The sequence below is a fragment of the Amorphus orientalis genome (genome assembly GCF_030814015.1).
Classification (GTDB): Bacteria; Pseudomonadota; Alphaproteobacteria; order Rhizobiales; family Amorphaceae; genus Amorphus; species Amorphus orientalis.
On record NZ_JAUSUL010000001.1, the window covers coordinates 1,359,050 to 1,381,408 of the forward strand.

Here is a 22,359-nt window from a genome sequence, read left to right on the forward strand (position 1 = left end):
CCCGAGGCGGTTATCCTCAGGCGGGGACGGCTGCCGTGTCCACCGATATCATGAATCGGCCGAAAAAGGCCGCAAGCTCACCGGTGGCGGTGAGCGGCAGGACGTTGGCCACGTACTGATCGGGCCGCACCACCACCATGCAGCCTTGCGCCCGATCGATGCCGCGCGTGTCGAAGATGTCGCCGGCAGCGAAGTCCGGACAGAACATCTTCTCGTAGTCGGTCAGGCCGTAGCGGCCCTTGGCGGGTTTCAGAACGGCGGGCATGCGCTCCAGAGCAAGCTCGCGATGCGGCTGCTGAAGCACGGCGCGAACGTCGATCACGGAATCGATGTCGGCGCCTGCCGGCGTGTGGCGCAGGAGAGGGGACTGGTCGGCCTCCGCCAGGAACGCACACAGCCTGGACAGGGCGGTGTCGTCCGCCGTCGGATCGGCCGCGTCGGCGAAAAGGAACACCCGCCAGCGCCCGTCTGCCTCGACGACATGGCCGAGATGGAGCGGCTTGGCGTCGCCGAGCCGGATCACGGGGGCGGACTGGAAGCGCTTGCCGATCGGAAAGCCGGCGGCGAGGTCCTGATGCTCCGGTCCGGCTGTCAGGAGCGAGGGCGTGTAGAGCGTGGAGGTTCCGGCCGTGTAGCGCCCGTGGCGCACGAAATAGTCCTGGGTCCTGGCCGGACTGTCGCCGTCGCGCGCGCTGAGGACGCTGACCCATTCCCGGTCGAAGTCGATCAGTTCCTTGGCGATCGCCTGGCGTTCGGCGGAATAGGTCGACAGCAGCTCGGCGGGACTGCGCCCGGACAGGACCGCAGCGAGCTTCCAGCCGAGATTGAACGCGTCCTGCATGGAGACGTTCATGCCGAGGCCCGCCTTGGGGCTGTGGGTGTGGCAGGCGTCGCCGCAGATGAACACGTGCGGCACGCGGCTTTCGGTCTGGTCTTCCGGCACGTCGTCGAATTTGTCGGTGAGCCGCTGGCCGATCTCGTAGACCGACCACCAGGCGATCTCCTTCACGTCGATCGAATAGGGGTGGAAGATCCGCTGGGCGGCGCCGATCAGATGGTCGGAGGTGATGCTGCGGTTGGCGACCCGTTCACCCGCCTTGAGCTTGTCGAGTTCGATATAAAGCCGAACAAGATGTCCGCCCTCGCGCGGGATGAGGACGATGTTGCCCTCGTTTTCCGACTGGATCAGCGACTTCAACCGGATGTCGGGGAAGTCGGTGACCGCCAGAACGTCCATCACGCCCCAGGCCTGATTGGCCGAATCGCCCCTGAGCTCGCGTCCGAGCGCCTTGCGCACCGCAGAGCGGGCGCCGTCGCACCCCACGACGTAGCGGGCCCGGACCGTCTCCGTTTCGCCCTCGTGGCCGGGGTCGGATCGCTCCAGCGTCACGGTGACGGGGTGGGACGGCATGGCGTCGGACGTGGCGACCGCCGGATCGATCACGAGGTCCGTCACCCGGCGCGAATAGTCGGGTTCGAGCCGGCGCGGCGATTTCCGCATGATGTCGAGGTAGAATTCATGCACCCGGGCCTGATTGAGAATCACGTGGGGCATCTCCGACAGCCCCTCTTCGACATCCTTGATCCGTCCGGAGCGGGCGATTTCGTCGGGGCTCTCCGGCTTCGGACGCCAGAAGGTGGTCTCGTTGACCCAGTACGCCTCGCGCAGAACCCGCTCCACGAACCCGAAGGCCTGGAACATCTCCATCGTCCGGCAGGCGATGCCGTCGGCCTGTCCGAGTTCCAGCGGGCCGGGTTTCTGGTCGACGATGCGCGTGTTGATATGCCCGAAGCGCGACAGCTGAGCCGCCAGCGTGAGGCCGGCCGGACCGCATCCGACGATGAGCACGTCCACCTCTTCCGGAAGGCCGGACGCTTGCCCCGAGATCTGCCGAGCGGGTTCGGCCAGATCCGGATCGCCGGTGCGAAAGCCGTTCAGATGGAATTGCATGAATGTGTCCTCCGCACGTCTCAGGGGCGTCTTGCCGCGCCTGTTCGCTGTTGGCGGCCGAGCCGATGTCGTTCTCTCAGGCCTCCCGGCATCGCCCGGCCCAAGTTAAGAGGACGGCGCGCCGGAACGCGCCACCCGTCAGCCGGATTCGGACGGACTTGCCGGGACCCGATATTATTCAGTATGCTGATCATCAGTGTACTGGTCAAGCCAGAGAGCGCACCGATGGATATGAACGACAGGCCCGGCCATCTGGCCCGCCGCTTCCAGCAGATCGCGGTCGCAATCTTTCACGCGGAAGCTGCGGCGGTCGGATGCGATCTGACGCCGGTCCAGTATGCGGCGCTCGCGACCGTGGCCGCCCATGACGGCATCGATCAGGTAACCCTGGCCGGATCGATCGCCTACGACCGGACGACCATCACCGGCGTCGTCGACCGGCTTGCCCACAAGGGCCTGCTGGAACGCCGTGCGAATGCCCGCGACCGGCGCGCGCGGGCCCTGCATGTGACCGACCTCGGTCGCGAGGTGCTCGTCCGGATCGAACCGGCGGTCGACGCCGCGCAGCGGACCATGCTGCGCGGCTTGAGCGAGGACGAGGCAGAGGTGTTTCTCACCCTGTTCCGCAAGGCGATCGATTCGGTGAACGACCTCAGCCGCGCCCCGATGCGCGGCGCACCGTCCTCCGATCTGCGCGCCGACTGACGGAAGCGGGCGAGGCTGCCGAATCGTCTCCCCTCGCGCCGACATTGACTTGAGCGCCCTTCGCGCACGAGATCGGGGCAAGCTCCTTTTCTCCATCGAAGGTCGAGTCGTTTTCATGTCCTCATCCGATGCCCAGACCAGCCATCTCCGATCCGGCGGCGCGCTTCTGGTCGATTGCCTCAAGGCCAACGGGGTCGACCGGGCGTTCTGCATCCCGGGCGAAAGCTATCTCGCCGTTCTGGACGCGTTCGTGGACGCCGACATCCCCCTGACCGTCGGTCGCCAGGAAGGCGGCGTGTCCATGATGGCGGAGGCCTGGGGAAAGATGACCGGACGGCCCGGGATCTGTCTGGTCACGCGCGGGCCGGGGGCTACGAACGCGGCGGCTGGCGTGCACATCGCCCAGCAGGATTCCACGCCGATGATCCTCCTGGTCGGACAGGTCGCCCGGGACATGCGCGGGCGCGATGCCTTCCAGGAGGTCGACTTCGTCCGGATGTTCGGCGGCATGGCCAAATGGGTCGCGGAGATCGACGCGGCCGAGCGCATTCCGGAAATGATCGCCCGCGCCTTCGCCACGGCGATGTCCGGGCGGCCGGGGCCGGTGGTCCTGGCGCTTCCCGAAGACATGCTGACGGAGAGGGTCGACGCGCGCCCGGTCGCCGCGACGGCACCGGCAGAGCCGGCTCCTTCGACGGTGGAGCTGGCGCGCCTGGAAATGCTCCTTCAGGAGGCGGAGCGCCCGATCGCGATCGTCGGCGGATCGCGCTGGTCGGCTGCGGCGGCCAAGCGGCTCGACGAGGTGTCGAGAGCCTGGGCGTTGCCGGTCGCGACCGCCTTCCGCCGCCAGGACCTCGTCGACAACCTGCATCCGAATTTCGCCGGTGACGTGGGCATCGGGATCAATCCGGCGCTCAAGGCCCGGATCGAGGCGGCCGACCTGATCCTGCTGGTCGGTGACCGGCTCTCGGAAATGGCGTCCCAGAGCTACAGCCTGATCGATATCCCGACACCGCGGCAGACCCTCGTGCACGTCCATCCGGGCTCGGAGGAGCTCGGCCGGGTCTATCAGCCGACCCTGGGCATCAACGCCACACCGCGGGCCTTTCTCGACGCCTGGGCCTCGCTGCCCGTGCCGAACGATCCCGCCTGGGCCGGGGCGGCGGACCAGGCCCATGCCGACTATCTCGCCTGGTCGGAGCCAACCGTCTCGCCCGGCGCCGTGGACATGGGCGCGGTCATGGCGGCGATCCGGGACCGGCTTCCGGAAGATGCGATCGTCACCAACGGGGCCGGCAACTTTGCCGGCTGGGTCCATCGCTTCCATCGGTACCGGACCTATGGATCCGAACTCGCGCCCACCTCCGGCACTATGGGGTACGGGCTGCCGGCTGCCATCGCGGCCAAGCTGCGCCATCCCGAGCGGACCGTTCTGTGCGTGGCCGGCGACGGCGACCTCCAGATGACCATCCAGGAACTCGGAACAGTCCTTCAGGAACAGCTGGCCATCATCCTGATCGTGGTCGACAACGGGGCTTACGGCACCATCCGGATGCACCAGGAGCGCGAATATCCCGGCCGGATTTCGGCAACCTCGCTGATCAATCCCGACTTCGCGACGCTCGGCGAGGCCTACGGCGCCTTCGTCGCCCGGGTGGACCGGACCGAAGACTTCGCGCCGGCCTTCGAGGATGCGCTCGGACAGACCCGCCTGTCGCTTCTGCACGTGAAGACCGATCCGGAGGCGATCACGCCGGCGACGACGCTGAGCGCCATCCGGGCGGCCGCTCTTTCCCGGCTGGACACGTGACCGGATCGGGACGACCGGGCGATCCGAATCGCGGCCTCGTGCGTTCAGGAAAGAGCAAGCCGATCGCGTCCGCATGAAGGAATGAGCGAATGACCGCTTCGATTGCCGCTTTCCTGGGGTTCATTGCAGCCGTTGCCGCGGTGGCCGTCACGGGCGTCGTCTTCAAGCCGGGGGCTTGGTACGAGAGAATCCGCAAACCCGGATTCACGCCGCCCGACTGGTTGTTTCCGATCGCCTGGACGGTCCTCTATCTGATGATCGCGGTGTCCGGTTTCCTGGTCTGGCGGGAAGTGGGCATCGCCGGCGCGCCGGTGGCCTTCCTGTTTTTCGCCGCCCAGCTCGTCTTCAACGCCGCGTGGTCGCCGCTCTTCTTCGGAGCGCATCGGCCCGACCTGGCCATGGCCGATCTCGGCCTGCTCTGGTTCGCGATCCTCGCGACGATCCTGTCCTTCTGGGAAGTCAGCGTCCTGGCCGCGCTTCTGCTCGCGCCCTACCTGATATGGGTGACGTATGCAGGCGCCCTCAACGCGGTGATCTGGCGACTGAACGGGGCGCGGCCCCGCCCTGCGGGGACCGTGTAAGGCACGCCCGCAGGGGCCGCTCTCCGGCCCGGAGCCGGAACGGGTGTCCGGAGCCCGCGGATTGGCCGACCGCGTCATGTTTCCGGCCGTCGGCCTCACCGAGCTGTGACGGGCCGTGACGCGACGCACAATGGTCGTTTGCCTAAATTACAGGGTGGAACCGGGAACCGGCTCGCCTCCGGTGTGCCGCCGAAAATCGGCCTGCAGATCGGACGCTTCCCGAGTTTCGCCGGCTTTGGACTGAATGTTGCACCGTGTGGCCGTCGGAAAACCGGCGGTGGGACCTGAAGGAGTTGCCATGGCGATCGCGGATCGGTTCGACTGCCCGCTGACGATCCAAAGCGAGGACGCCGCGTTCGCCTGGGGTGAAACGGCCCACGCCTTTCTCGCCCATGGTCCCAAGGCCGCCGATCATCTGACGCGTGTTCTCGATCTCGATCCGCAGTTCGCGATGGGGCATGCGGCGCGCGGACTGTTCTGTCTGCTTCTTGCCCGCCGAGAGCTTGTGGCGATTGCCGAGAACGCGCTTTCAACCGCGCGCGCGGCGCAGTCGGAGGTCGGGACCACGCCGCGGGAAGGGGCTTACGTCGATGCATTGGCCGATTGGCTGGCAGGCCGTCCGAGCCGGGCCGCCTCGCGTCTCGACGAGGTGCTTGCGCGCCACCCCGCCGATGCCCTGACGCTGAAGCTCGTCCATCAGATCCGCTTCATGCTGGGCGACAGCTCGGGCATGCGCCGGTCGGTGGAAGGGGTGATCGGGGCCTATGATGCCCGGCATCCGATGGCCGGATACGCCCACGGCTGCCGCGCCTTCGCGCTGGAGGAGACCGGAGATCTCGTCGCCGCGGAAGCCGCCGGCCGCCGGGCACTGGAACTCTCGCCGGACGATGCGTGGGGCCTGCATGCGGTCGCCCACGTCCACGACATGTCCGGCCGGGCCCGCGACGGTCTGGCCTGGCTCGGCGACCGCGAAGCGTCCTTCGCGCACTGCAACAACTTCCGCTTCCACGTCTGGTGGCACAAGGCGCTCTTCCACCTCGACGTGGGCGAGATCGACGCGGTGCTGTCGCTGTACGACCAGTCGATCCGCGCCGAGCACAGCGACGACTTCCGCGACATCGCCAACGGCGCGTCGCTTCTGTCGCGGCTCGAGCTAGAAGGCATCGATGTCGGCCGGCGCTGGGAGGAACTGGCGGAAATCTGCGAGCGGCGGGTGGAAGACGGCTGTCTGGTCTTCGCCGATCTGCACTATCTTCTGGCGCTGTGCGGCGGCGCGCGCGGCGACAGCGCCGGCCGGCTCCTCGACCGGATGAGGGCCGATGCCGACGGCGTCTGCGACATGAGCCGGGTCGCTGCCGACAGCGGCGTGGCGATCGCCTCCGCGCTGAACGCATTCCGGGCAGGCGACTATGCCGCGGCGTATCGCTGGTTCGCGTCCGGACAGCCGAAGATCGGTTCGATCGGCGGCAGCCATGCACAGCGGGACGTGTTCGAACGGCTGGCGGTCGAGGCGGCGATCCGTGCCGGTCTTCTTCACGAAGCCCGGCTGCTTCTGGACGACCGGGCGCGCCGCCGTGGCGCCATGGACGGGTTCGCTCACGCCCGCCTTGCGCGGATCGACGACCTCATGGCCGACAACGACCACGGCCGCGACCGGCTGCAGGTGGCCCTGTAAGGCGTTGCCCGCTCAGGTTCCGGCGCGGGGCGTCCGACGCATTCCACTCCCATGCGGACAGACCTGGAGCATGACCGGCCAAACCGGTCTTTCTGACCGGGACCCATGGGAGCAAGTGATTGAAACGGGGCCTGTTTCCTGTTGCTTGGACCTTTCCGTCCGAGCCGAAAAAGCTCTAAGAGAAGCCGCGGCCGGCCGCCAGGGGCGCAAGGCCCGGAAGGCCATGCGGTCCGCGCACGGTCCGCTGTCTGCCCGGGGAGGGGCAATTTGTCGACGTCTTCGCACCATCGGCCACGCGATCTGAGGCTCGATTTCTTCCGTGGCCTGGGGATGTTCATTATCTTCGTGGCCCACGTCCCGGAAAACAGCTGGACCCTCTGGATCCCGGCCCGGTTCGGGTTTTCGGACGCTACGGAGATCTTCGTCTTCTGTTCGGGCATGGCGTCGGCGATCGCGTTCGGCGCGGCCTTCCGCCGTCACGGCTGGTGGATCGGCTTCGCCCGGACCGCGTTCCGGGTCTGGCAGGTCTACTGGGCCCATATCGCCCTGTTCATGGTGACAGTCGCGCTGCTTCTGGTCTTCGACCGGATCAATCCGTCCGTGGAATACACGGAGCGGCTCTACGTCATTCCCTTCTTCGAGGACACGGCCAGCGCCTTCCTCGGCCTGATGACGCTCACCTACGTTCCGAACTATTTCGACATCCTGCCTATGTATCTCGTGATCCTGGCGATGATGCCGTTCGTCATCGCGCTGGCGCGGATCAGCGAGGCCGTTGCGCTCGCCGGCATCGGGATTCTCTGGCTGTTCGCCACCAGCGGCTACCTCAACCTGCCGGCCGAACCCTGGTCCGACCGTGAATGGTTCTTCAATCCGTTCGCCTGGCAGTTGGTCTTCTTCACCGGCTTCGCGTTCATGTCCGGATGGCTGAAGCCGCCGCCGGTCAACCGGTGGCTGATCGGTCTGGCGATCGCCATCCTGGTTGTGACGGTCCCCTTTGCACACCGGTGGGGCTGGCAGAACGCCGAATGGATCTTCGAGGCGCGCGACCTGGTCTGGGGCGGGCTGGAGAAAACCGATTTCGGCGTGCTGCGCTATGTCCATTTTCTCGCACTTGCCTACGTCGCGTGGGTGGCCGCGGGCGAGGGCGGACGGCGCCTTGCCGGCGGCGGCGCGTGGGGCCGCTTCGTGGCGATCACCCGAAAGGTCGGTCAGCAGTCGCTGGCGATCTTTCTGACCGGCATGGTGCTGGCCCAGGTCATGGGCATGGTCCTGGACCTGATCGGCCGAAACATGCTCACGTGGGCGCTGGTGAACCTGTCGGGTTTCCTCATCCTGATCGCGACGGCCTACGGGGTGGCCTGGTTCAAGTCGCAACCCTGGCGCAAGCCGAGCGCTGCGGAGGCGAGCGGGAGCCGGTCGGGAGCCCAGGGCCGTGCGGAGCCGGTGTCCCGGCGATCCGAGCTGGCCGCCGGAGAGTAGTCGGACGGCGCCGACACTCGGGCCGCTTGATGCCCGGCCCGGGGTGTGACACCCAGATCGGAACCGAACGGAATCGAGCGAGGTTGGCAACATGGCGGTCGTCGAGGAGCTGAGCGAAGCGCGCGCCCTGCTTGGCGAATTGGTGTCGTCGGCCAGCCGGGCGATCGTGTTCACCGGCGCGGGCATTTCCACGGAGTCCGGCATTCCCGATTTCCGCAGCCCCGGAGGCATCTGGTCGCGGATGGAGCCGATCTATTTCGACGACTTTCTGGCGTCGGAAGAAGCGCGGCTGGAGGACTGGCGCCGGCGCTTCGAGATGCGCAAGCTGTTTGCCGAGGCGGTGCCGAACGCCGCCCATCGGGCGATCGCCGGGCTTGTGGACAGCGGCATCGTCAGCGACGTCATCACCCAGAATATCGACGGGCTTCATCAGCGCTCGGGCGTTCCGCAGGAGCGTGTCATCGAGCTTCACGGCAATGCCACTTCGGCGGCCTGTCTCGATTGCGGACACGGCATGGGCTTCGACGATGCCGAAGCCCTCATCGAGCGGGAGGCCCGGGCGCCTCGCTGCGGAATCTGCGGAGGGCTCGTCAAGGCGCGCGTCATCAATTTCGGTCAGGCGATGCCGATCGACGAAATGGAGCGCGCCGAGCGCGCCGTACGCGACTGCGACCTCTTTCTCGCGATCGGCTCCTCGCTGGTTGTCTATCCGGCAGCCGGGTTTCCGCTCGCCGCCAAGGCGCACGGTGCGACGCTGGTCATCGTCAATCGCGACCCGACGGATCAGGACGACGCCGCCGACCACGTGTTGCGCGGGTCGATCGGGGCGATGTTCGAGCCGCTCACGGTGTCCTGAGCCGCCGGCGCACATCGCCGCACGACGATCTCCTGTCACATTTACAACACAGTTCAACGCCTGCGCGATTCAGACTGTCGCGCCGGTGTCGGGCCGGTGATACTCTTTCTTAATGATTCGTTTCCGGCGGTTCGCAGGGGTGCGGTAGGCGGACACGGGGGCTACTCCGCATGAGTGAAAAAAGTACCTTGTCCAGGCAGATGGACCTGGCGATCGGCGAAGGCGGTGAAGAAGCAGCCTTCGATCTCATCGAGGTGGCCGGCCAGATCAAATGGTTCGACGTCTCCAAGGGGTACGGCTTCATCGTCCCGGACAACGGGATGCAGGACGTGCTTCTCCACGTGACCTGCCTCCGGCGCGACGGCTACCAGACGGCCTATGAAGGGGCGCGGGTGGTCTGCGAGGTGCTGGACCGGCCGAAGGGGCTGCAGGCGTTCCGCATCCTGTCCATGGACGAATCGACGGCGGTCCACCCGTCTCAACTCCCCCCCACGCGCACCCACGTTCAGGTCACGCCCTCGATGGGGCCGGAAAAGGCCTGGGTGAAGTGGTTCAACCGGACCAAGGGCTACGGCTTCCTCACCCGCGGCGAGGGGACGGAGGACATCTTCGTGCACATGGAGACGCTGCGCCGGTTCGGCCTGACCGAACTCCGCCCGGGCCAGGTCGTTCTCGTGCGCTACGGCGACGGTCCGAAAGGTCTCATGGCCGCCGAGATCCGTCCGGAATCCGGCGGCAACATTCCGCAGTCCCACTAGCTCCCGTCCGCCAAGATATCCGGACATCGGATTCGCCCACCGGGCCGTTTCCGCCCGTTCCGACGATCCCAGCCGGGCACGGCGCCGGCGCGACCCAACACAGCAAGCAAGTCATTATGAGCCAACAGCAAACCTGGTCGGCGGAACGCTATGTGCGGGACGCCGGATTTGTCGCGACCCTCGGTGCGGGGGTGGTCGAGTGGCTGGATCCCAGGTCGGGAGAGCGGATTCTCGACCTGGGATGCGGCGACGGCACCCTGACGGCCGAGATCGCCGCGCGCGGATGCTCGGTCGTGGGCGTCGACGGCAGCGAGGACATGGTGGCCGCCGCCCGCGGTCGCGGGCTGGACGCCAGGGTCATGGATGGCCAGGCGCTTGTCTTCGAAGCGGAGTTCGACGCGGTCTTTTCCAACGCGGCGCTGCACTGGATGCCGGATGCGCGCAAGGTCGCCGAGGGCGCGCGCGCGGCGCTCAGGCCCGGCGGGCGCTTCGTCGCGGAATTCGGCGGCTTCGGCAACTGTGCGGCGATCGTCACGGCACTCACCGCGGTGGCGCGCCAGGAGGGGCTGCCCGACGAACTGGCCAAGCCGTGGTATTTTCCGACCGCGGCGGCCCATACCGGAGTGCTGGAAGCTGCGGGCTTCCACGTCGAGCGGATGGTGCTCTTTCCCCGCCCGACGCCGCTGGACGCGGGGATGCGGGCCTGGCTCGAAGTGTTTCGTGCGCCGCTGTTCGACGTATGCGGCGCGCGCCGTCAGGCTGCCCTCGATACCGCCGAGGCGCTGCTCGCGCCGGCGCTTCGGGACGAGGCCGGCAACTGGACGGCCGACTACGTCCGGCTGCGGTTTGACGCGCGCGCGGTTTGAGCGTGCGTGCGGACACGGAGCCTTTTCGCTTTTTCGGTCAGGTGCTATCAGACGCGGTCAGGACCGTGACCGACGCCGGACGCATCGGTCGCCACGCGTAATTGTTCGAGAGGTTTGCCTCCACCATGGTCAGGCGCATTCGCGGCCTTGCAGGGACCGCCGCGTTCGCAGCGGCGATGACGGCGCTTGCGACGGGCGCGCTCGCCGACCCGATCAACAATCCGGTTGCCGTGTTCTCCGGGCTGGACAAGATCACCGGCCGCATCATCACGTTCGATGTCTATGTCGGAGAGACCGTGCAGTTCGGCGCGCTTCGCGTGACGCCGCGTGCCTGCCACACCCAGCCGCCCAGCGAGGAGCCGAAGACGACGGCCTTCGTCGAGGTCGACGAGATCACCCTCGACAACAAGATCCAGCGGATCTTCACCGGCTGGATGCTGGCCTCCAGTCCAGGTCTGAACGCCGTCGACCATGCCGTCTACGACGTCTGGCTGAACGACTGTTCGCTCACCTCCGACGTGCCGCCGCCGGAAGGGTTCGACGAAAGCAATTTCGCCGAGGATGCGATGGGAATCATCACCCGACCGGACGACTGGTTCCCGCTGCCCCGCCGCAAGCCGCAGCGGGAGGTCTTCGAGGAGCCGGATCCTTCAGAGATCGAGGATTGAGAGCGCGTCCGCGCCGCTGACATCCGTGGGCAGCGCGTAGAAGTCGGCCGAGTGCCGGATCGCCGACTCCAGTTGGCCCTGGTACACGCGCCGGCTGACCTCAACCGCCCCGAACGTGGCCAGGTGGTCGGTCAGGAACTGGGCGTCGAGGAGAACGAAGTCTCCGGCCTTCATCCGGGCAACCAGATGGACCAGGGCGATCTTCGAGGCGTCCCGCGCCGTCGTGAACATGCTCTCGCCGAAGAACGCCCCGCCGAGCCGGACGCCGTAGAGACCGCCGACCAGCTTGTCGCCGTCCCAGGCCTCGATCGAATGGGCATGGCCCATAGAGAAGAGCTCCGTGTAGAGCCGGCGGATCCGGCCGTTGATCCAGGTCCGGCGACGGTTCTCGCCGGGTTTCGCGCAGCCGTCGACCACATCCGCGAAGGCGGTGTCGACCCGGATCCGGTAGCGATCCTGGCGCACGGTCCGCTTCAGGCGTCGGGGAACGTGGAAGCTGTCCAGGGGCAGCACGCCGCGCCGTTCGGGCTCGATCCAGTACAGGCCCGGATCATCGGCCGACTCGGCCATCGGGAAGATGCCGCAGGCATAGGCCTTCAGCAGCACGTGCGGTGTGATCTCGAACAGGACGTCCTGAGGTTCCGCCATCGCGAGACGTCAACGCTCCATCGGCTGGTGCACCCCCCAGAGAGTGACCGAGCTACATGCTATCGGCAAGAAAGCCTTCGAGCCAATGGATATCGTAGGAACCGTCGGCGATGTCGGGATGGTCGACGAGCTGCCGGAACAGCGGAATCGTCGTGTTGATTCCGTCGACCACGAATTCGTCCAGGCAGCGCCTGAGCCGCATCAGGCATTCCACGCGATTGCGCCCGTGCACGATCAGCTTGCCGATCAGGCTGTCGTAGTAGGGGGGAATGACGTAGCCCTGATAGACGGCCGAATCGACCCGGACGCCGAGACCGCCCGGCGTGTGGAAATGAGAGATCCGGCCGGGCGAGGGCATGAAGGTGCGCGGATCTTCGGCGTTGATGCGGCATTCGATGGCGTGACCGTCGAAGCGCACGTCGGACTGGGAGACGGACAGCGTCGCGCCGGCGGCGACCCGGATCTGCTCGTGAACGATGTCGATGCCGGTGATCATCTCCGTGACGGGATGCTCGACCTGCAGCCGGGTGTTCATCTCGATGAAGTAGAAGTTGCCGTCCTCGTAGAGGAACTCGATCGTGCCGGCGCCGGAGTAGCCGAGCTTGCGCATGGCGGCAGCGACCGTCTCGCCGATCTCCGCGCGCTGGTCTTCGTTGAGCGCCGGGGAGAGCGCCTCTTCCCAGACTTTCTGGTGCCGGCGTTGCAGAGAGCAGTCGCGCTCGCCCAGATGAACCGCGTTGCCCTTGCCGTCACCCAGGACCTGCACCTCGATGTGACGGGGCGTGGCGAGGTATTTTTCCAGGTAGACCGCGTCGTCGCCGAACGCCGACTTGGCCTCGGCCCGGGCGTTGGCCAGCGCGTGTTCCAGTTCGTTCGGGCCGCGCGCGACCTTCATGCCGCGTCCGCCGCCGCCGGCGGCCGCCTTGACGAGGAGGGGATAGCCGATCTCGTCGGCAATCCGCCTCGCCTCCGCGTCGGTTTCCACGCCGCCCTCGGAGCCGGGAACGACCGGGATGCCGAGCTCGACCGCCGTCTTCTTGGCCGCGATCTTGTCGCCCATGATGCGGATATGCTCGGCCGACGGACCGATGAAGGCGATGCCGTGCGCCTCGAGGATCTCGGCGAAGCGGGCGTTCTCGGAAAGAAAGCCGTACCCTGGATGGACCGCCTCGGCGCCGGTTATCTCGCAGGCCGCGACGATGGAAGGGATGTCCAGATAGCTGTCGCGGGCGGTCGGCGGGCCGATGCACACGCTCTCGTCGGCGAGGCGGACATGCATGGCGTTGGCGTCGGCCGTGGAGTGCACGGCGACGGTCTGGATGCCGAGCTCCTTGCAGGCGCGCTGGATGCGGAGCGCGATCTCGCCGCGGTTGGCCACCAGAACCTTGGAGAACATGCGCGCGACCTATTCGATGGCCACGAGGGGCTCGCCGAATTCGACCGGCTGACCGTCCTCGACATGAACGGCCGTCACCCGGCCGGACCGCGGAGAGGGGATCTGGTTCATGGTCTTCATGGCCTCGACGATCATGATCGTCTGACCCTGCTCGACCGTGTCGCCGACCTCGACATAGGGACGCGCACCGGGTTCGGGCGACCGGTAGGCCGTGCCAACCATCGGCGACTTGACCACGCCGGGGTCGCTGGCGGGATCGCGGGTGGGGGCAGGCGATGTACCGAGCGCTTCCGGAGAGGCAGAACGGGGCTCTGCCACGGCGGGCGCGGCGACGGCCGTCACGGCTGCGCTGCGCGAGACCCGGATCCGGAGCCCTTCCTGTTCGACTTCAAGCTCGGTGAGGTCGGTTTCGTGCAGCAGGGTCGCCAGCGCACGGATGAGGTCCTGGTCGATCGGCGAATTTGTTTTGGACATGTCCTGTGATGCGTGCCGTTGCGGGAACAATTTCATGAGGAAGCCGATTCGGGCCGGTCCGCAAAGACGGAAGCGTCCTGCCTCTCGGCCCGACGATGTGACATCGCGGCCCGGTTTCGTGTGCTTTCGCCCTCACACCGTCGAAGACAGCTGAGGGCGTACAGGTTGCGCACGGGCAGTTCAAGCTCCGCCTCGTCGCCGGACCGTATGCCCGGGACCGTTCGCCTTATAGGCTGCCTGAGCGGCGAGCGGAAGGGTGCAACCCGCTCGCTCACCGTTTTCCGGTTGAACCCGAACGGGAAGTCGCCTTTAGGCGGTCAGGCGGGGATCAGCAGCTCAGTTCGCCGCAGGTGGTCTTGTTGACCTCCGCCTGCAGGGTCTCGAATCCGACCGCGCCGACCATCACGCTGTCGCCGACAACATAGGAGGGGGTGCCGGTGAGGCCGAGCGCATTGGCCAGCCCGTAGACTTCCTCGATCGTGGCCTGGACGTTGTCGTCCTCCATCGCCGCCTCGACCGCCGCCGTGTCGATGCCCATCTCGCGCACCAGAGCGAGGGCCGCCGCGCCGTCGACCCGGCCATCAGAGCTGATCAGCGTGTCGTGAAACTCGCCATAGCGGTCGGGGGCCACGTCGTTGACGGCAATCGCGACCTGGGCCGCTTCCACCGAGGGCGGCCCCAGGACGGGAAATTCCTTCAGGACCACGCGCAGGTCCGGGTTTTCGTCGATCAGGCGCTTCAGATCGTCGTTGGCCCGGCGGCAGTAGCCGCAATTGTAGTCGAAGAACTCCACCAGGGTGACGTCGCCGTCGGGATTGCCGATCACGGCCTGGCGGGAGGAATTGAGAAGCAGGGAACGGTTGTCGGTCACCGCCTGCTGCTGCGCCTGGCTTTCTTCAGCCCGGCGCCGTTCCTGCAGATTGGAGAACGCTTCCTCGAGGACCTCGGGATTCGCCAGGAGATAGTCCCGGACAATGGTTTCGATCTCCGTCTTCTCGCCGTCGCTGAACTCGGCGGCGAACGCGGGCGCAGTGAGGCCTGCGAACACGAGGGTGAGAAGAAGGGTGAGAACCCGCATGGACTGGTCTCCTGGTGCAGCGGTAGGACGCTGGTGCGGTCGTGGCGCTCTTTAAGAACGGTTCGTGCGAGACGCAGGTCCAAAAGAACCTGCCTCGATTCTAGCGGAGGCTCGGAGGGCTATACGCCAGGATGTCGTCGGCCTGAAGCCAGCCGGGCGTTCCGTGCTTCAATTTCGCTTGAGCCCGCTGGGCGTAGCGCTTCGCCTCCATGTACTGACCCTGCATCATCATGGCGCGAGCGGTGGCGACGTCGGCGAGCCCGGTGTCGCCGCTGCGGGCATAGGCGATGGCGAGCTGGCGGTAGGCGAGACCGGAGTTCGGCTCCTCGCGCACCCCCCGCTCGAGCTGGCGGATCGCCTCCGGCAGCAGGCTTGGATCGTTCGCGCCGACGAGCGCCTGGCCGAGCATGATCCGCATCAGTCCCGGACGCGGCGCCATCTCGACCGCCTTCTGAAGCGGCCCGATCGCCTCGCGCGGGCGTCCCGCCTCCAGCCAGGCCTGGCCTTTCAGTTCCCAGAAATAGGGATTGCCCGGTTCGGTGCGGATCAGGGAATCGATCACCTGCTGGGCCTGACGCGGCTTGCCGGTGCGGTAGGCGACGATCGCCCGGGCATATTGAGCGGGCTGGCTGTTGTCGGAGGTCGGGTAGGCGCGCAGCACCCGGTTGGGGTGCTCGGTGAAGGCCATCAGCTTGGCGCGGACCATGTCGTGGCGATGCTGCAGCGCGGGCGGGTCCTTCGCATCCCAGTAGGGGCTCTTCTTCGCCTGTTCCTCCAGCTGGGCGATCCGGTCGCGCGCGATCGGGTGCGACAGCGCGTAGGGATCGGCGTAGCGCGCGGAGAAGAGCTGCTGATCCGCCGAATCCTGGAGCGTCGACAGCAATCCGCGGGCGGACTGCTGGGTGTTGCGCAGATAGGTCAGCGCGGCCCGGTCTGCGGCGATTTCCTCGCCGCGCTGGTAGGAAAGGAGCGAGCGCTGTGCGGCGCCCATTCCGCCACCGATCGCAGCCGCGCCCGCGCCGCCCATCTGGGAATTGCCGGTGGCCGCTCCGGCTGCCATCGCGCCGACGCCGGCGATGGTGGCGAGCGCGGCCATCACCTGGGCCCTGGCAAGCGCGTCGCGCAGCCGGATGAGATGGCCGCCGGCCAGGTGCCCGGTTTCGTGGGCCAGAACGCCGATGACCTCGTTCGGGGTTTCGGACCGCGCGATCACGCCGGTGTTGACGAACATGCGGCGCGGATCCGCGACGAAGGCGTTGAAGCTGTCGTCGTTGTTGAGAATGATTTCCGGATTGGCGCTGGCGATGCCCGCCGTGCGGAAGATCGGAGCCGCGTAGTCGCGGAGAAGCTGTTCCGTCTCCGCATCGCGGACGATGGACAGGTTCCGCCCCTGGGCCGCGGCCGGCAGCGGCGCCAGAGCAAGCTGGAGCGAGGCCGTTGCGGCCAGCGCCCCCCCGACGAGCCGCAGCATGGTGCGGGAACGGGCGCCGGTTCGGGCAGCGGAACCGTGTTGAACGAGATCTGTGGTCATTGGCGTCCTGGCAACGTTCGCATCCGGCACAGCGGCACGTTCTTTTCGTGCCACGCGCGCTATGGCGGGATCAAGCGATCCGCGAATTGGGGCGAGAACGCGGCGAACGACTTCACGGAGACGTTGATCGACGCAAGCCGCCGCTCTGGATCTTCCCGCCTGTTCCGGTCTACCACCGCTCCATAATCTGGTTCGGGTTCGGTGGAGCAAAGCGTGGCCAAACCGTCAAAACGTGGGGATGTCGATCCGTTTCTGGCCATGGACGTCCTGGCCGACGCCACGCGGCTGGAGGCCGAGGGCCGGAAGATCGTGCACATGGAGGTCGGTCAGCCGGCGGCGCCCGCGCCGCAGCCGGCGCTGGACGCGGCCCGCGAGGTGCTCTCCCATGGCCGCATCCGCTACACCGAAGCGCTCGGACGGCTGGACCTGAGGGAGCGGATCTCCCGGCACTACCGCGACGAATACGGTGTCGCCGTCGCCCCGGAGCGCATTGCCGTGACCACGGGTTCGTCGGCGGGCTTCATGCTGGCGTTCCTGGCCGGCTTCGATGCCGGCCACCGGATCGCACTGCCGACACCGGGCTATCCCGCCTACCGCAACATCCTGAAGGCGGTCGATCTGGAAGCGGTGGAGATCGAGACCACGGCGGCGACCCGCTGGGCTCTCACGCCGGAGCTTCTGGCGGAGGCCCATCGGCAGAAACCGCTGTCGGGAGTGCTCGTCGCCAGTCCCGCAAACCCCACCGGGACCACGATGACGCCCGACGCCCTGTCGGCGCTGATCCGGGCGGCCACCGACATGGGCCTCTGGTTCATCTCCGACGAGATCTATCACGGGCTCGTCTATGACGGGCGGCGCGCGGAAACGGCGCTTGCCACCTCCTCGGAGGCGATCGTCATCAACTCGTTCTCGAAATATTACTGCATGACAGGATGGCGGGTCGGCTGGATGGTGGTGCCTGAGCGGCTCGTGCGCACCGTCGAACGGCTGTCGCAGAACCTCTACATCTCGGTCCCGGAACTCTCCCAGATGGCCGCCGCCGCCGCGTTCGATGCCCGCGACGAGCTGGAACGGATCCGGGCGGTCTATGCCGAAAACCGGACACTGCTTCTTGACGGGCTGCCGAAGCTCGGTGTCACCGAGATCCTGCCGGCCGACGGGGCCTTCTACCTCTATGCCGACATTTCCTCCTTCTCCGCGGATTCCCGGGTCTTCGCCCGCGACCTTTTGCACCAGGAGGGGGTGGCGGTGACACCCGGGCTGGACTTCGATCCGGTTCGCGGGCACCGCTATGTCCGCTTTTCGCTCGCCGGGTCGCACGCCGACATGCAGGGAGGGCTGGACCGGTTGGGGCGCTTTCTGAACGCGCGTTGAAGGGCCGGACCGTCCCAGGCCTGAGGGGTATCGGTGTTGTCGACGCCCCGATCGGGCATTACATAAGAAATAACTAATGTTCATGCGTCGGCCGTCCGTTGGACGGTTTTCGGCACAGGAGCAGCGACGCGGACCCGCCCCCGCCGGGTCGTCAACCGCAAGGAGCCTGAGATGACTGCCTATCCCGTCGATCTCTCGGTCAAGCCGGACGTCACCGGTTTCTTCGATCCGGATACCAACACGATCAGCTACGTGGTGAAGGACCCGGGATCACAGGCCTGCGCCGTGATCGATTCGGTGATGGATCTGGACTACGCGGCCGGCCGCATCGCGTTCGCGCACGCCGACGAGATCATCGACCACATCACCCGGAACGACCTCCGGCTGGAATGGCTGATCGAGACCCATGTCCATGCCGATCATCTGTCGGCCGCGCCCTACATCCAGAAGAAGCTCGGCGGCCGGATCGGGATCGGCAGGAACATCACGATCGTGCAGGACACCTTCGGCAAGGTGTTCAACGAAGGCACCGAGTTCCAGCGCGACGGCAGCCAGTTCGACCGGCTCTTCGACGATGGCGACACCTACGCGATCGGCGGGATGACGGCGTTCGCGATGCATACGCCCGGGCATACGCCGGCCTGCATGACCCACGTCATCGGCGACGCGGCCTTCGTCGGCGACACCCTGTTCATGCCCGATGGCGGCAGCGCGCGGGCGGACTTTCCCGGCGGCGATGCGGGCGTGCTCTACGATTCCATCCAGAAGGTGCTGGCGCTTCCCGACGAGATGCGCCTCTTCATGTGCCACGACTACGGCCCCAACGGTCGCGATATCCGCTGGGAGACCACCGTCGGTGAGGAAAAGGCGCACAACATCCACATCGGCGGAGGCAAGACGCGCGAAGAGTTCGTGGCCATGCGCACCGAGCGGGACGCGACGCTCGACATGCCCAGGCTGATCATTCCGTCGCTCCAGGTGAACATGAAGGCCGGCCAGCTGCCGCCGGTCGATGACAGCGGCCACCGCTATCTGAAGGTCCCGCTCGACACGCTGTAGCCGTCCGGCTCGCACCGACGCGGTGCGAGCAGCGGCCCCGGCCGTATCGGGCCGATCCGTCGCGCGACATATTCGATCCAGCTTATTCGTCCTGAACGTGAGCGCTTCGTGCTGCGCTGCCGCACGTTGGTGGCCTTGACGATTACGGAGCGTTAGCAGCACTCTCCGCGGAACGAAAAGCGGCGCGAGCCATTAGGGGACTCGCGACCTCTCGGCCGGGCTCCTCGCCCTGCCGGGACGTTCGATCCGCGACGAGGGCGCGCGCCATGCGCCCCAGGGAAACGCCGGGGTCTCGCTCGAGACGACCCGTCAATCGCAAGGAGGACGCGATGGCTTACGGACGCTTGTCACTGGTCGGGGCGTGCGCCGCCGGTCTGCTGCTTTCCTCGACCGCTGCCTTCGCGCAGGGCGAAGTGGAAGTGCTGCACTGGTGGACGTCCGGCGGTGAAGCCAAGGCGGTGGGTGAGCTCAAGGACGCCTACGAAGCGCAGGGCGGCACCTGGGTCGATTCGCCGATTGCCGGCGGTGGCGGCGACGCTGCGATGACCGCGCTCAGGGCGCGGGTGGTGGCGGGCGATCCACCGACGGCCGTCCAGCTCAAGGGTCCCGGCATCCAGGAATGGGCCGAGCAGGGTGTCCTCGCCGACGTCAGCGACGTTGCGAGTGAGGAAAACTGGGACGACAAGCTGCCGGCCGTGCTGGCCGACATCATGAAATATGACGGCGAGTACGTGGCGGCCCCGGTCAACATCCACCGGGTGGACTGGCTGTGGGCCAATCCCGAGGTTCTCGCCAAGGTCGACGCGGAAATGCCGACCACGTGGGACGAGTTCAACGCCGTGGCCGACAAGCTTCAGGAGGCCGGCATCACGCCGCTCGCCCATGGCGGCCAGCCCTGGCAGGACGCGACGCTGTTCGAGGTCGTCGCGCTCGGCGTGGGCGGCCCGGACTTCTACCGCAAGGCCCTCGTCGAGCTCGATCAGGACGCGCTCACCAGCGACACTATGGTGGCGGTGTTCGACCAGCTCAGGAAGCTGCGCGGCTACGTCGATCCGAACTTCTCTGGCCGCGAGTGGAACCTGGCGACCCAGATGGTCATGAACGGCGAGGCCGGATTCCAGATCATGGGCGACTGGGCAAAGGGCGAGTTTCTCGCCGCCGGTCAGGTGCCGGGCGAGGACTTCCTCTGCGCGGCAGCACCCGGCGACGGCTTCATCCTGAACTCCGACTCCATCGCGTTCTTCAAGGTGCGCGACGAGGAGCAGCAGAAGGGCGAGAAGGTTCTGGCGAGCCTGATCATGTCGCCCGACTTCCAGGAGAGCTTCAACCTCGCCAAGGGCTCCATCCCGGCCAACGAGAACGTCCCGATGGACGATTTCGATCACTGCGCCCAGACCTCCAAGGAGGACCTGGAAGCGGCCATCGAATCCGACAGTCTCGTGCCGTCTATGGCCCACGAGATGGCCGTGCCGCGGTCCGTGCGCGGCGAGTTCCTCGACGTCGTGACCAACTTCTTCAACTCCGACATGAGTTCCGAAGACGCGGTCCAGACGCTCGCGACCTCCATCGACCGCGCCCGTCTCTGACGCGGACCGCAACCACGCTCACGAAGCCGCGCCCAGAGCGCGGCTTCTTTCTTCGGAGGTCTGGATGAGCGCATCGGCCCGATCGGACGGAGGTGGCGGTCCCCTGCGGTTGCTGGAGAAATGGCTGCCGCAGATCGTGCTCGCGCCGATCTTCGGGCTGAGCCTCTTCTTCGTCTACGGCTTCACGGCCTGGACGCTCTATATCTCCTTCACGAAGTCACGGATCCTCCCGGTCTACGAGTGGGCGGGGCTGATCCAGTACGAACGGCTCTGGTCGACGCCGCGCTGGTATGTGGCCGTCGAGAACCTGTTCGTGTTCGGCGGCCTGTTCATCTTCGGGTGCCTGGCGATCGGGCTTGTTCTGGCGATCCTGCTCGACCAGCGCATCCGCGCCGAAGGGGCGCTCCGCACCATCTATCTCTACCCCATGGCGCTCTCCTTCATCGTCACGGGAACCGCCTGGAAGTGGATCCTGAACCCGGGCCTCGGCGTGGAGAAGCTGGTCCGCGATCTCGGCTTTCCGAACTTCACCTTCGACTGGCTGGTCAATCCCGACTACGCGATCTACACGGTCGTCATCGCCGCGATCTGGCAGTCGTCGGGCTATGTGATGGCGCTTTTCCTGGCCGGACTTCGCTCCGTCGATGACGATCTGATCAAGGCGGCGGCGATAGACGGAGCCGGGCCGATCCGCAGCTATGTCAGCGTGATCCTGCCGATGCTGGGGCCGGTGTTCCTGTCCTCGGTGATCATCCTCACCCATCTGGCGATCAAGAGCTTCGATCTGGTCATCGCGCTGACCGGCGGCGGCCCCGGCTACGCCACCGATTTGCCGGCCACGTTCATGTACGCCTTCGCCTTCCAGCGCAGCGAACTCGGCATGGCGGCGGCGAGCGCCATCATGATGCTCACCACCATCGTCGCGATCATGGTGCCCTATCTCTATTCCGAGCTGAGGGGGAGCCAGCGATGAGCCGGGCCGCAGACGGCATCGTCCGCCCCCGGGGCGCCAGCCAGAAGGCGCTGCGCGTTCTCCTGTTCGTGCTGCTGGGCATATTCGCGCTCTACTATCTGGCGCCGCTGTTCGTGATGGTCTCCACGTCACTGAAGACGCTGGAACAGATCCGCGCCGGCACTCTGCTCAGCCTGCCGACGGACCTCACCTTCAGCGCATGGACGAAGGCGTGGAGCGAGGCCTGTGTCGGCGTGCGCTGCGAGGGGTTGCGCCCCTATTTCCTGAACTCGATCATGATCGCGATCCCGGGCGTGGCGATCTCGACCATGCTCGGCGTGTTCGCCGGCTATTCGCTGACCAAGTGGCGCTTCCGCGGCGCCGACATCATCTTCGCGATGATGCTGTTCGGGGCCTTCATCCCCTTCCAGGTGGTGCTGCTGCCGATGGCCCGCACCCTCGGCTTTCTTGGTCTGGCCGGCACGATTCCGGGCCTGATCCTGGTCCATATCTTTGCCGGGCTGGCGTTCACGACGCTCTTCTTCCGCACCTTCTTCGTCGGGGTGGCCGATGCGATCGTCGACGCCGCCAAGATCGACGGCGCGGGTTATTTCACCATCCTGTTCAAGATCCTGTTGCCGATGGCGGTCCCGACCTTCGCGGTCACGGTGATCTGGCAGTTCACGCAGATCTGGAACGACTTCCTGTTCGGGGTGGTCTTCACCTCCACCCAAAGCAATCCGGTCACGGTGGCGCTCAACAACGTCGTGGCGACGACCACGGGCGTGAAGGAATACAACGTCGACATGGCGGCGGCGATCATGGCCGCGCTTCCCACGCTCGTCGTCTATGTCGTCGCCGGCAGATATTTCGTTCGCGGCCTTGGGGCCGGCGCGGTCAAGGGATGAG

General features: G+C 66.6%; 20 protein-coding genes. 14 read left to right on the plus strand and 6 right to left on the minus strand.

Annotated features, from left to right (window positions below):
• Positions 1-16: 16 nt before the first annotated feature.
• The gene (locus J2S73_RS06075) at positions 17-1,951 is read right to left on the minus strand and encodes an FAD-binding monooxygenase (RefSeq protein WP_306884553.1); all 1,935 of its coding nucleotides are present in this window, start codon (positions 1,949-1,951) and stop codon (positions 17-19) included.
• A 225-nt stretch (positions 1,952-2,176) separates the two neighbouring features.
• On the opposite strand from J2S73_RS06075, the gene J2S73_RS06080 reads away from it, so the two are divergent.
• The 9 genes from J2S73_RS06080 to J2S73_RS06120 all read left to right on the plus strand — a co-directional run bounded on the left by J2S73_RS06080 (position 2,177) and on the right by J2S73_RS06120 (position 11,352).
• Entirely contained in the window at positions 2,177-2,656 is a 480-nt protein-coding gene (locus J2S73_RS06080) for a MarR family winged helix-turn-helix transcriptional regulator (RefSeq protein ID WP_306884554.1), read from the plus strand.
• A 115-nt stretch (positions 2,657-2,771) separates the two neighbouring features.
• The gene (locus J2S73_RS06085) at positions 2,772-4,466 is read left to right on the plus strand and encodes a thiamine pyrophosphate-binding protein (RefSeq protein ID WP_306884555.1); all 1,695 of its coding nucleotides are present in this window, start codon (positions 2,772-2,774) and stop codon (positions 4,464-4,466) included.
• Between the two features lie 89 nt (positions 4,467-4,555).
• Entirely contained in the window at positions 4,556-5,047 is a 492-nt protein-coding gene (locus J2S73_RS06090; protein WP_306884556.1) for a TspO/MBR family protein, read from the plus strand.
• A gap of 298 nt (positions 5,048-5,345) precedes the next feature.
• Positions 5,346-6,722: a tetratricopeptide repeat protein gene (locus J2S73_RS06095; protein WP_306884557.1), complete on the plus strand. Its 1,377-nt coding sequence runs from the start codon at positions 5,346-5,348 to the stop codon at positions 6,720-6,722.
• 267 nt (positions 6,723-6,989) lie between these two features.
• Complete coding sequence (locus J2S73_RS06100; RefSeq protein ID WP_306884558.1) at positions 6,990-8,204, plus strand: OpgC family protein; 1,215 nt, start codon at positions 6,990-6,992, stop codon at positions 8,202-8,204.
• 91 nt (positions 8,205-8,295) lie between these two features.
• Entirely contained in the window at positions 8,296-9,060 is a 765-nt protein-coding gene (locus J2S73_RS06105; protein ID WP_306884559.1) for an SIR2 family NAD-dependent protein deacylase, read from the plus strand.
• 170 nt (positions 9,061-9,230) lie between these two features.
• Positions 9,231-9,818: a cold-shock protein gene (locus J2S73_RS06110; RefSeq protein ID WP_306884560.1), complete on the plus strand. Its 588-nt coding sequence runs from the start codon at positions 9,231-9,233 to the stop codon at positions 9,816-9,818.
• A 152-nt stretch (positions 9,819-9,970) separates the two neighbouring features.
• Positions 9,971-10,684, plus strand: a complete 714-nt coding sequence (locus J2S73_RS06115) for a class I SAM-dependent methyltransferase (RefSeq protein ID WP_306884562.1) — start codon at positions 9,971-9,973, stop codon at positions 10,682-10,684.
• A 125-nt stretch (positions 10,685-10,809) separates the two neighbouring features.
• The gene (locus J2S73_RS06120; RefSeq protein WP_370874389.1) at positions 10,810-11,352 is read left to right on the plus strand and encodes a DUF2155 domain-containing protein; all 543 of its coding nucleotides are present in this window, start codon (positions 10,810-10,812) and stop codon (positions 11,350-11,352) included.
• Here J2S73_RS06120 and aat read toward each other — a convergent pair.
• The 5 genes from aat to J2S73_RS06145 all read right to left on the minus strand — a co-directional run bounded on the left by aat (position 11,335) and on the right by J2S73_RS06145 (position 16,479).
• The gene (gene aat / locus J2S73_RS06125; protein ID WP_306884563.1) at positions 11,335-12,000 is read right to left on the minus strand and encodes a leucyl/phenylalanyl-tRNA--protein transferase; all 666 of its coding nucleotides are present in this window, start codon (positions 11,998-12,000) and stop codon (positions 11,335-11,337) included. The genes J2S73_RS06120 and aat overlap by 18 nt on opposite strands.
• Positions 12,001-12,052: 52 nt before the next feature.
• A complete protein-coding gene (gene accC, locus J2S73_RS06130) occupies positions 12,053-13,396 on the minus strand; it encodes an acetyl-CoA carboxylase biotin carboxylase subunit (RefSeq protein WP_306884564.1) in 1,344 nt (447 codons plus the stop codon).
• Positions 13,397-13,405: 9 nt separating this feature from the next.
• Positions 13,406-13,870, minus strand: a complete 465-nt coding sequence (accB, locus tag J2S73_RS06135) for an acetyl-CoA carboxylase biotin carboxyl carrier protein (RefSeq protein ID WP_306884565.1) — start codon at positions 13,868-13,870, stop codon at positions 13,406-13,408.
• Between the two features lie 328 nt (positions 13,871-14,198).
• Positions 14,199-14,948: a DsbA family protein gene (locus J2S73_RS06140; RefSeq protein ID WP_306884567.1), complete on the minus strand. Its 750-nt coding sequence runs from the start codon at positions 14,946-14,948 to the stop codon at positions 14,199-14,201.
• Between the two features lie 100 nt (positions 14,949-15,048).
• Positions 15,049-16,479 carry a M48 family metalloprotease gene (locus J2S73_RS06145; RefSeq protein WP_306884568.1) on the minus strand — a complete coding sequence of 477 codons (1,431 nt, stop codon included), beginning with the start codon at positions 16,477-16,479 and terminating at the stop codon, positions 15,049-15,051.
• A 258-nt stretch (positions 16,480-16,737) separates the two neighbouring features.
• On the opposite strand from J2S73_RS06145, the gene J2S73_RS06150 reads away from it, so the two are divergent.
• The 5 genes from J2S73_RS06150 (at position 16,738) to J2S73_RS06170 (ending at position 22,358) form a co-directional block, all read left to right on the plus strand.
• Positions 16,738-17,853 carry a pyridoxal phosphate-dependent aminotransferase gene (locus tag J2S73_RS06150; RefSeq protein ID WP_306884952.1) on the plus strand — a complete coding sequence of 372 codons (1,116 nt, stop codon included), beginning with the start codon at positions 16,738-16,740 and terminating at the stop codon, positions 17,851-17,853.
• A 171-nt stretch (positions 17,854-18,024) separates the two neighbouring features.
• Complete coding sequence (locus tag J2S73_RS06155; RefSeq protein WP_306884569.1) at positions 18,025-18,912, plus strand: MBL fold metallo-hydrolase; 888 nt, start codon at positions 18,025-18,027, stop codon at positions 18,910-18,912.
• A 329-nt stretch (positions 18,913-19,241) separates the two neighbouring features.
• Positions 19,242-20,498, plus strand: a complete 1,257-nt coding sequence (locus J2S73_RS06160) for an ABC transporter substrate-binding protein (protein WP_306884570.1) — start codon at positions 19,242-19,244, stop codon at positions 20,496-20,498.
• A 64-nt stretch (positions 20,499-20,562) separates the two neighbouring features.
• Complete coding sequence (locus J2S73_RS06165; protein WP_306884572.1) at positions 20,563-21,471, plus strand: carbohydrate ABC transporter permease; 909 nt, start codon at positions 20,563-20,565, stop codon at positions 21,469-21,471.
• On the plus strand, positions 21,468-22,358 hold the full coding sequence (locus J2S73_RS06170) for a carbohydrate ABC transporter permease (RefSeq protein ID WP_306884573.1): 891 nt from the start codon (positions 21,468-21,470) through the stop codon (positions 22,356-22,358). The genes J2S73_RS06165 and J2S73_RS06170 overlap by 4 nt, the downstream gene beginning before the upstream one ends.
• Position 22,359: the final 1 nt, after the last annotated feature.

What these genes read in the sequence shown, in the direction of transcription:
- J2S73_RS06075 (WP_306884553.1), bottom strand. Translation starts at nt 1,951, where the DNA reads ATGCAATTCCATCTGAACGGCTTTCGCACCGGCGATCCGGATCTGGCC.
- J2S73_RS06080 (WP_306884554.1), top strand. Translation starts at nt 2,177, where the DNA reads ATGGATATGAACGACAGGCCCGGCCATCTGGCCCGCCGCTTCCAGCAG.
- J2S73_RS06085 (WP_306884555.1), top strand. Translation starts at nt 2,772, where the DNA reads ATGTCCTCATCCGATGCCCAGACCAGCCATCTCCGATCCGGCGGCGCG.
- J2S73_RS06090 (WP_306884556.1), top strand. Translation starts at nt 4,556, where the DNA reads ATGACCGCTTCGATTGCCGCTTTCCTGGGGTTCATTGCAGCCGTTGCC.
- J2S73_RS06095 (WP_306884557.1), top strand. Translation starts at nt 5,346, where the DNA reads ATGGCGATCGCGGATCGGTTCGACTGCCCGCTGACGATCCAAAGCGAG.
- J2S73_RS06105 (WP_306884559.1), top strand. Translation starts at nt 8,296, where the DNA reads ATGGCGGTCGTCGAGGAGCTGAGCGAAGCGCGCGCCCTGCTTGGCGAA.
- J2S73_RS06110 (WP_306884560.1), top strand. Translation starts at nt 9,231, where the DNA reads ATGAGTGAAAAAAGTACCTTGTCCAGGCAGATGGACCTGGCGATCGGC.
- J2S73_RS06120 (WP_370874389.1), top strand. Translation starts at nt 10,810, where the DNA reads ATGGTCAGGCGCATTCGCGGCCTTGCAGGGACCGCCGCGTTCGCAGCG.
- aat (WP_306884563.1), bottom strand. Translation starts at nt 12,000, where the DNA reads ATGGCGGAACCTCAGGACGTCCTGTTCGAGATCACACCGCACGTGCTG.
- accC (WP_306884564.1), bottom strand. Translation starts at nt 13,396, where the DNA reads ATGTTCTCCAAGGTTCTGGTGGCCAACCGCGGCGAGATCGCGCTCCGC.
- accB (WP_306884565.1), bottom strand. Translation starts at nt 13,870, where the DNA reads ATGTCCAAAACAAATTCGCCGATCGACCAGGACCTCATCCGTGCGCTG.
- J2S73_RS06140 (WP_306884567.1), bottom strand. Translation starts at nt 14,948, where the DNA reads ATGCGGGTTCTCACCCTTCTTCTCACCCTCGTGTTCGCAGGCCTCACT.
- J2S73_RS06145 (WP_306884568.1), bottom strand. Translation starts at nt 16,479, where the DNA reads ATGACCACAGATCTCGTTCAACACGGTTCCGCTGCCCGAACCGGCGCC.
- J2S73_RS06150 (WP_306884952.1), top strand. Translation starts at nt 16,738, where the DNA reads ATGGACGTCCTGGCCGACGCCACGCGGCTGGAGGCCGAGGGCCGGAAG.
- J2S73_RS06155 (WP_306884569.1), top strand. Translation starts at nt 18,025, where the DNA reads ATGACTGCCTATCCCGTCGATCTCTCGGTCAAGCCGGACGTCACCGGT.
- J2S73_RS06160 (WP_306884570.1), top strand. Translation starts at nt 19,242, where the DNA reads ATGGCTTACGGACGCTTGTCACTGGTCGGGGCGTGCGCCGCCGGTCTG.
- J2S73_RS06165 (WP_306884572.1), top strand. Translation starts at nt 20,563, where the DNA reads ATGAGCGCATCGGCCCGATCGGACGGAGGTGGCGGTCCCCTGCGGTTG.
- J2S73_RS06170 (WP_306884573.1), top strand. Translation starts at nt 21,468, where the DNA reads ATGAGCCGGGCCGCAGACGGCATCGTCCGCCCCCGGGGCGCCAGCCAG.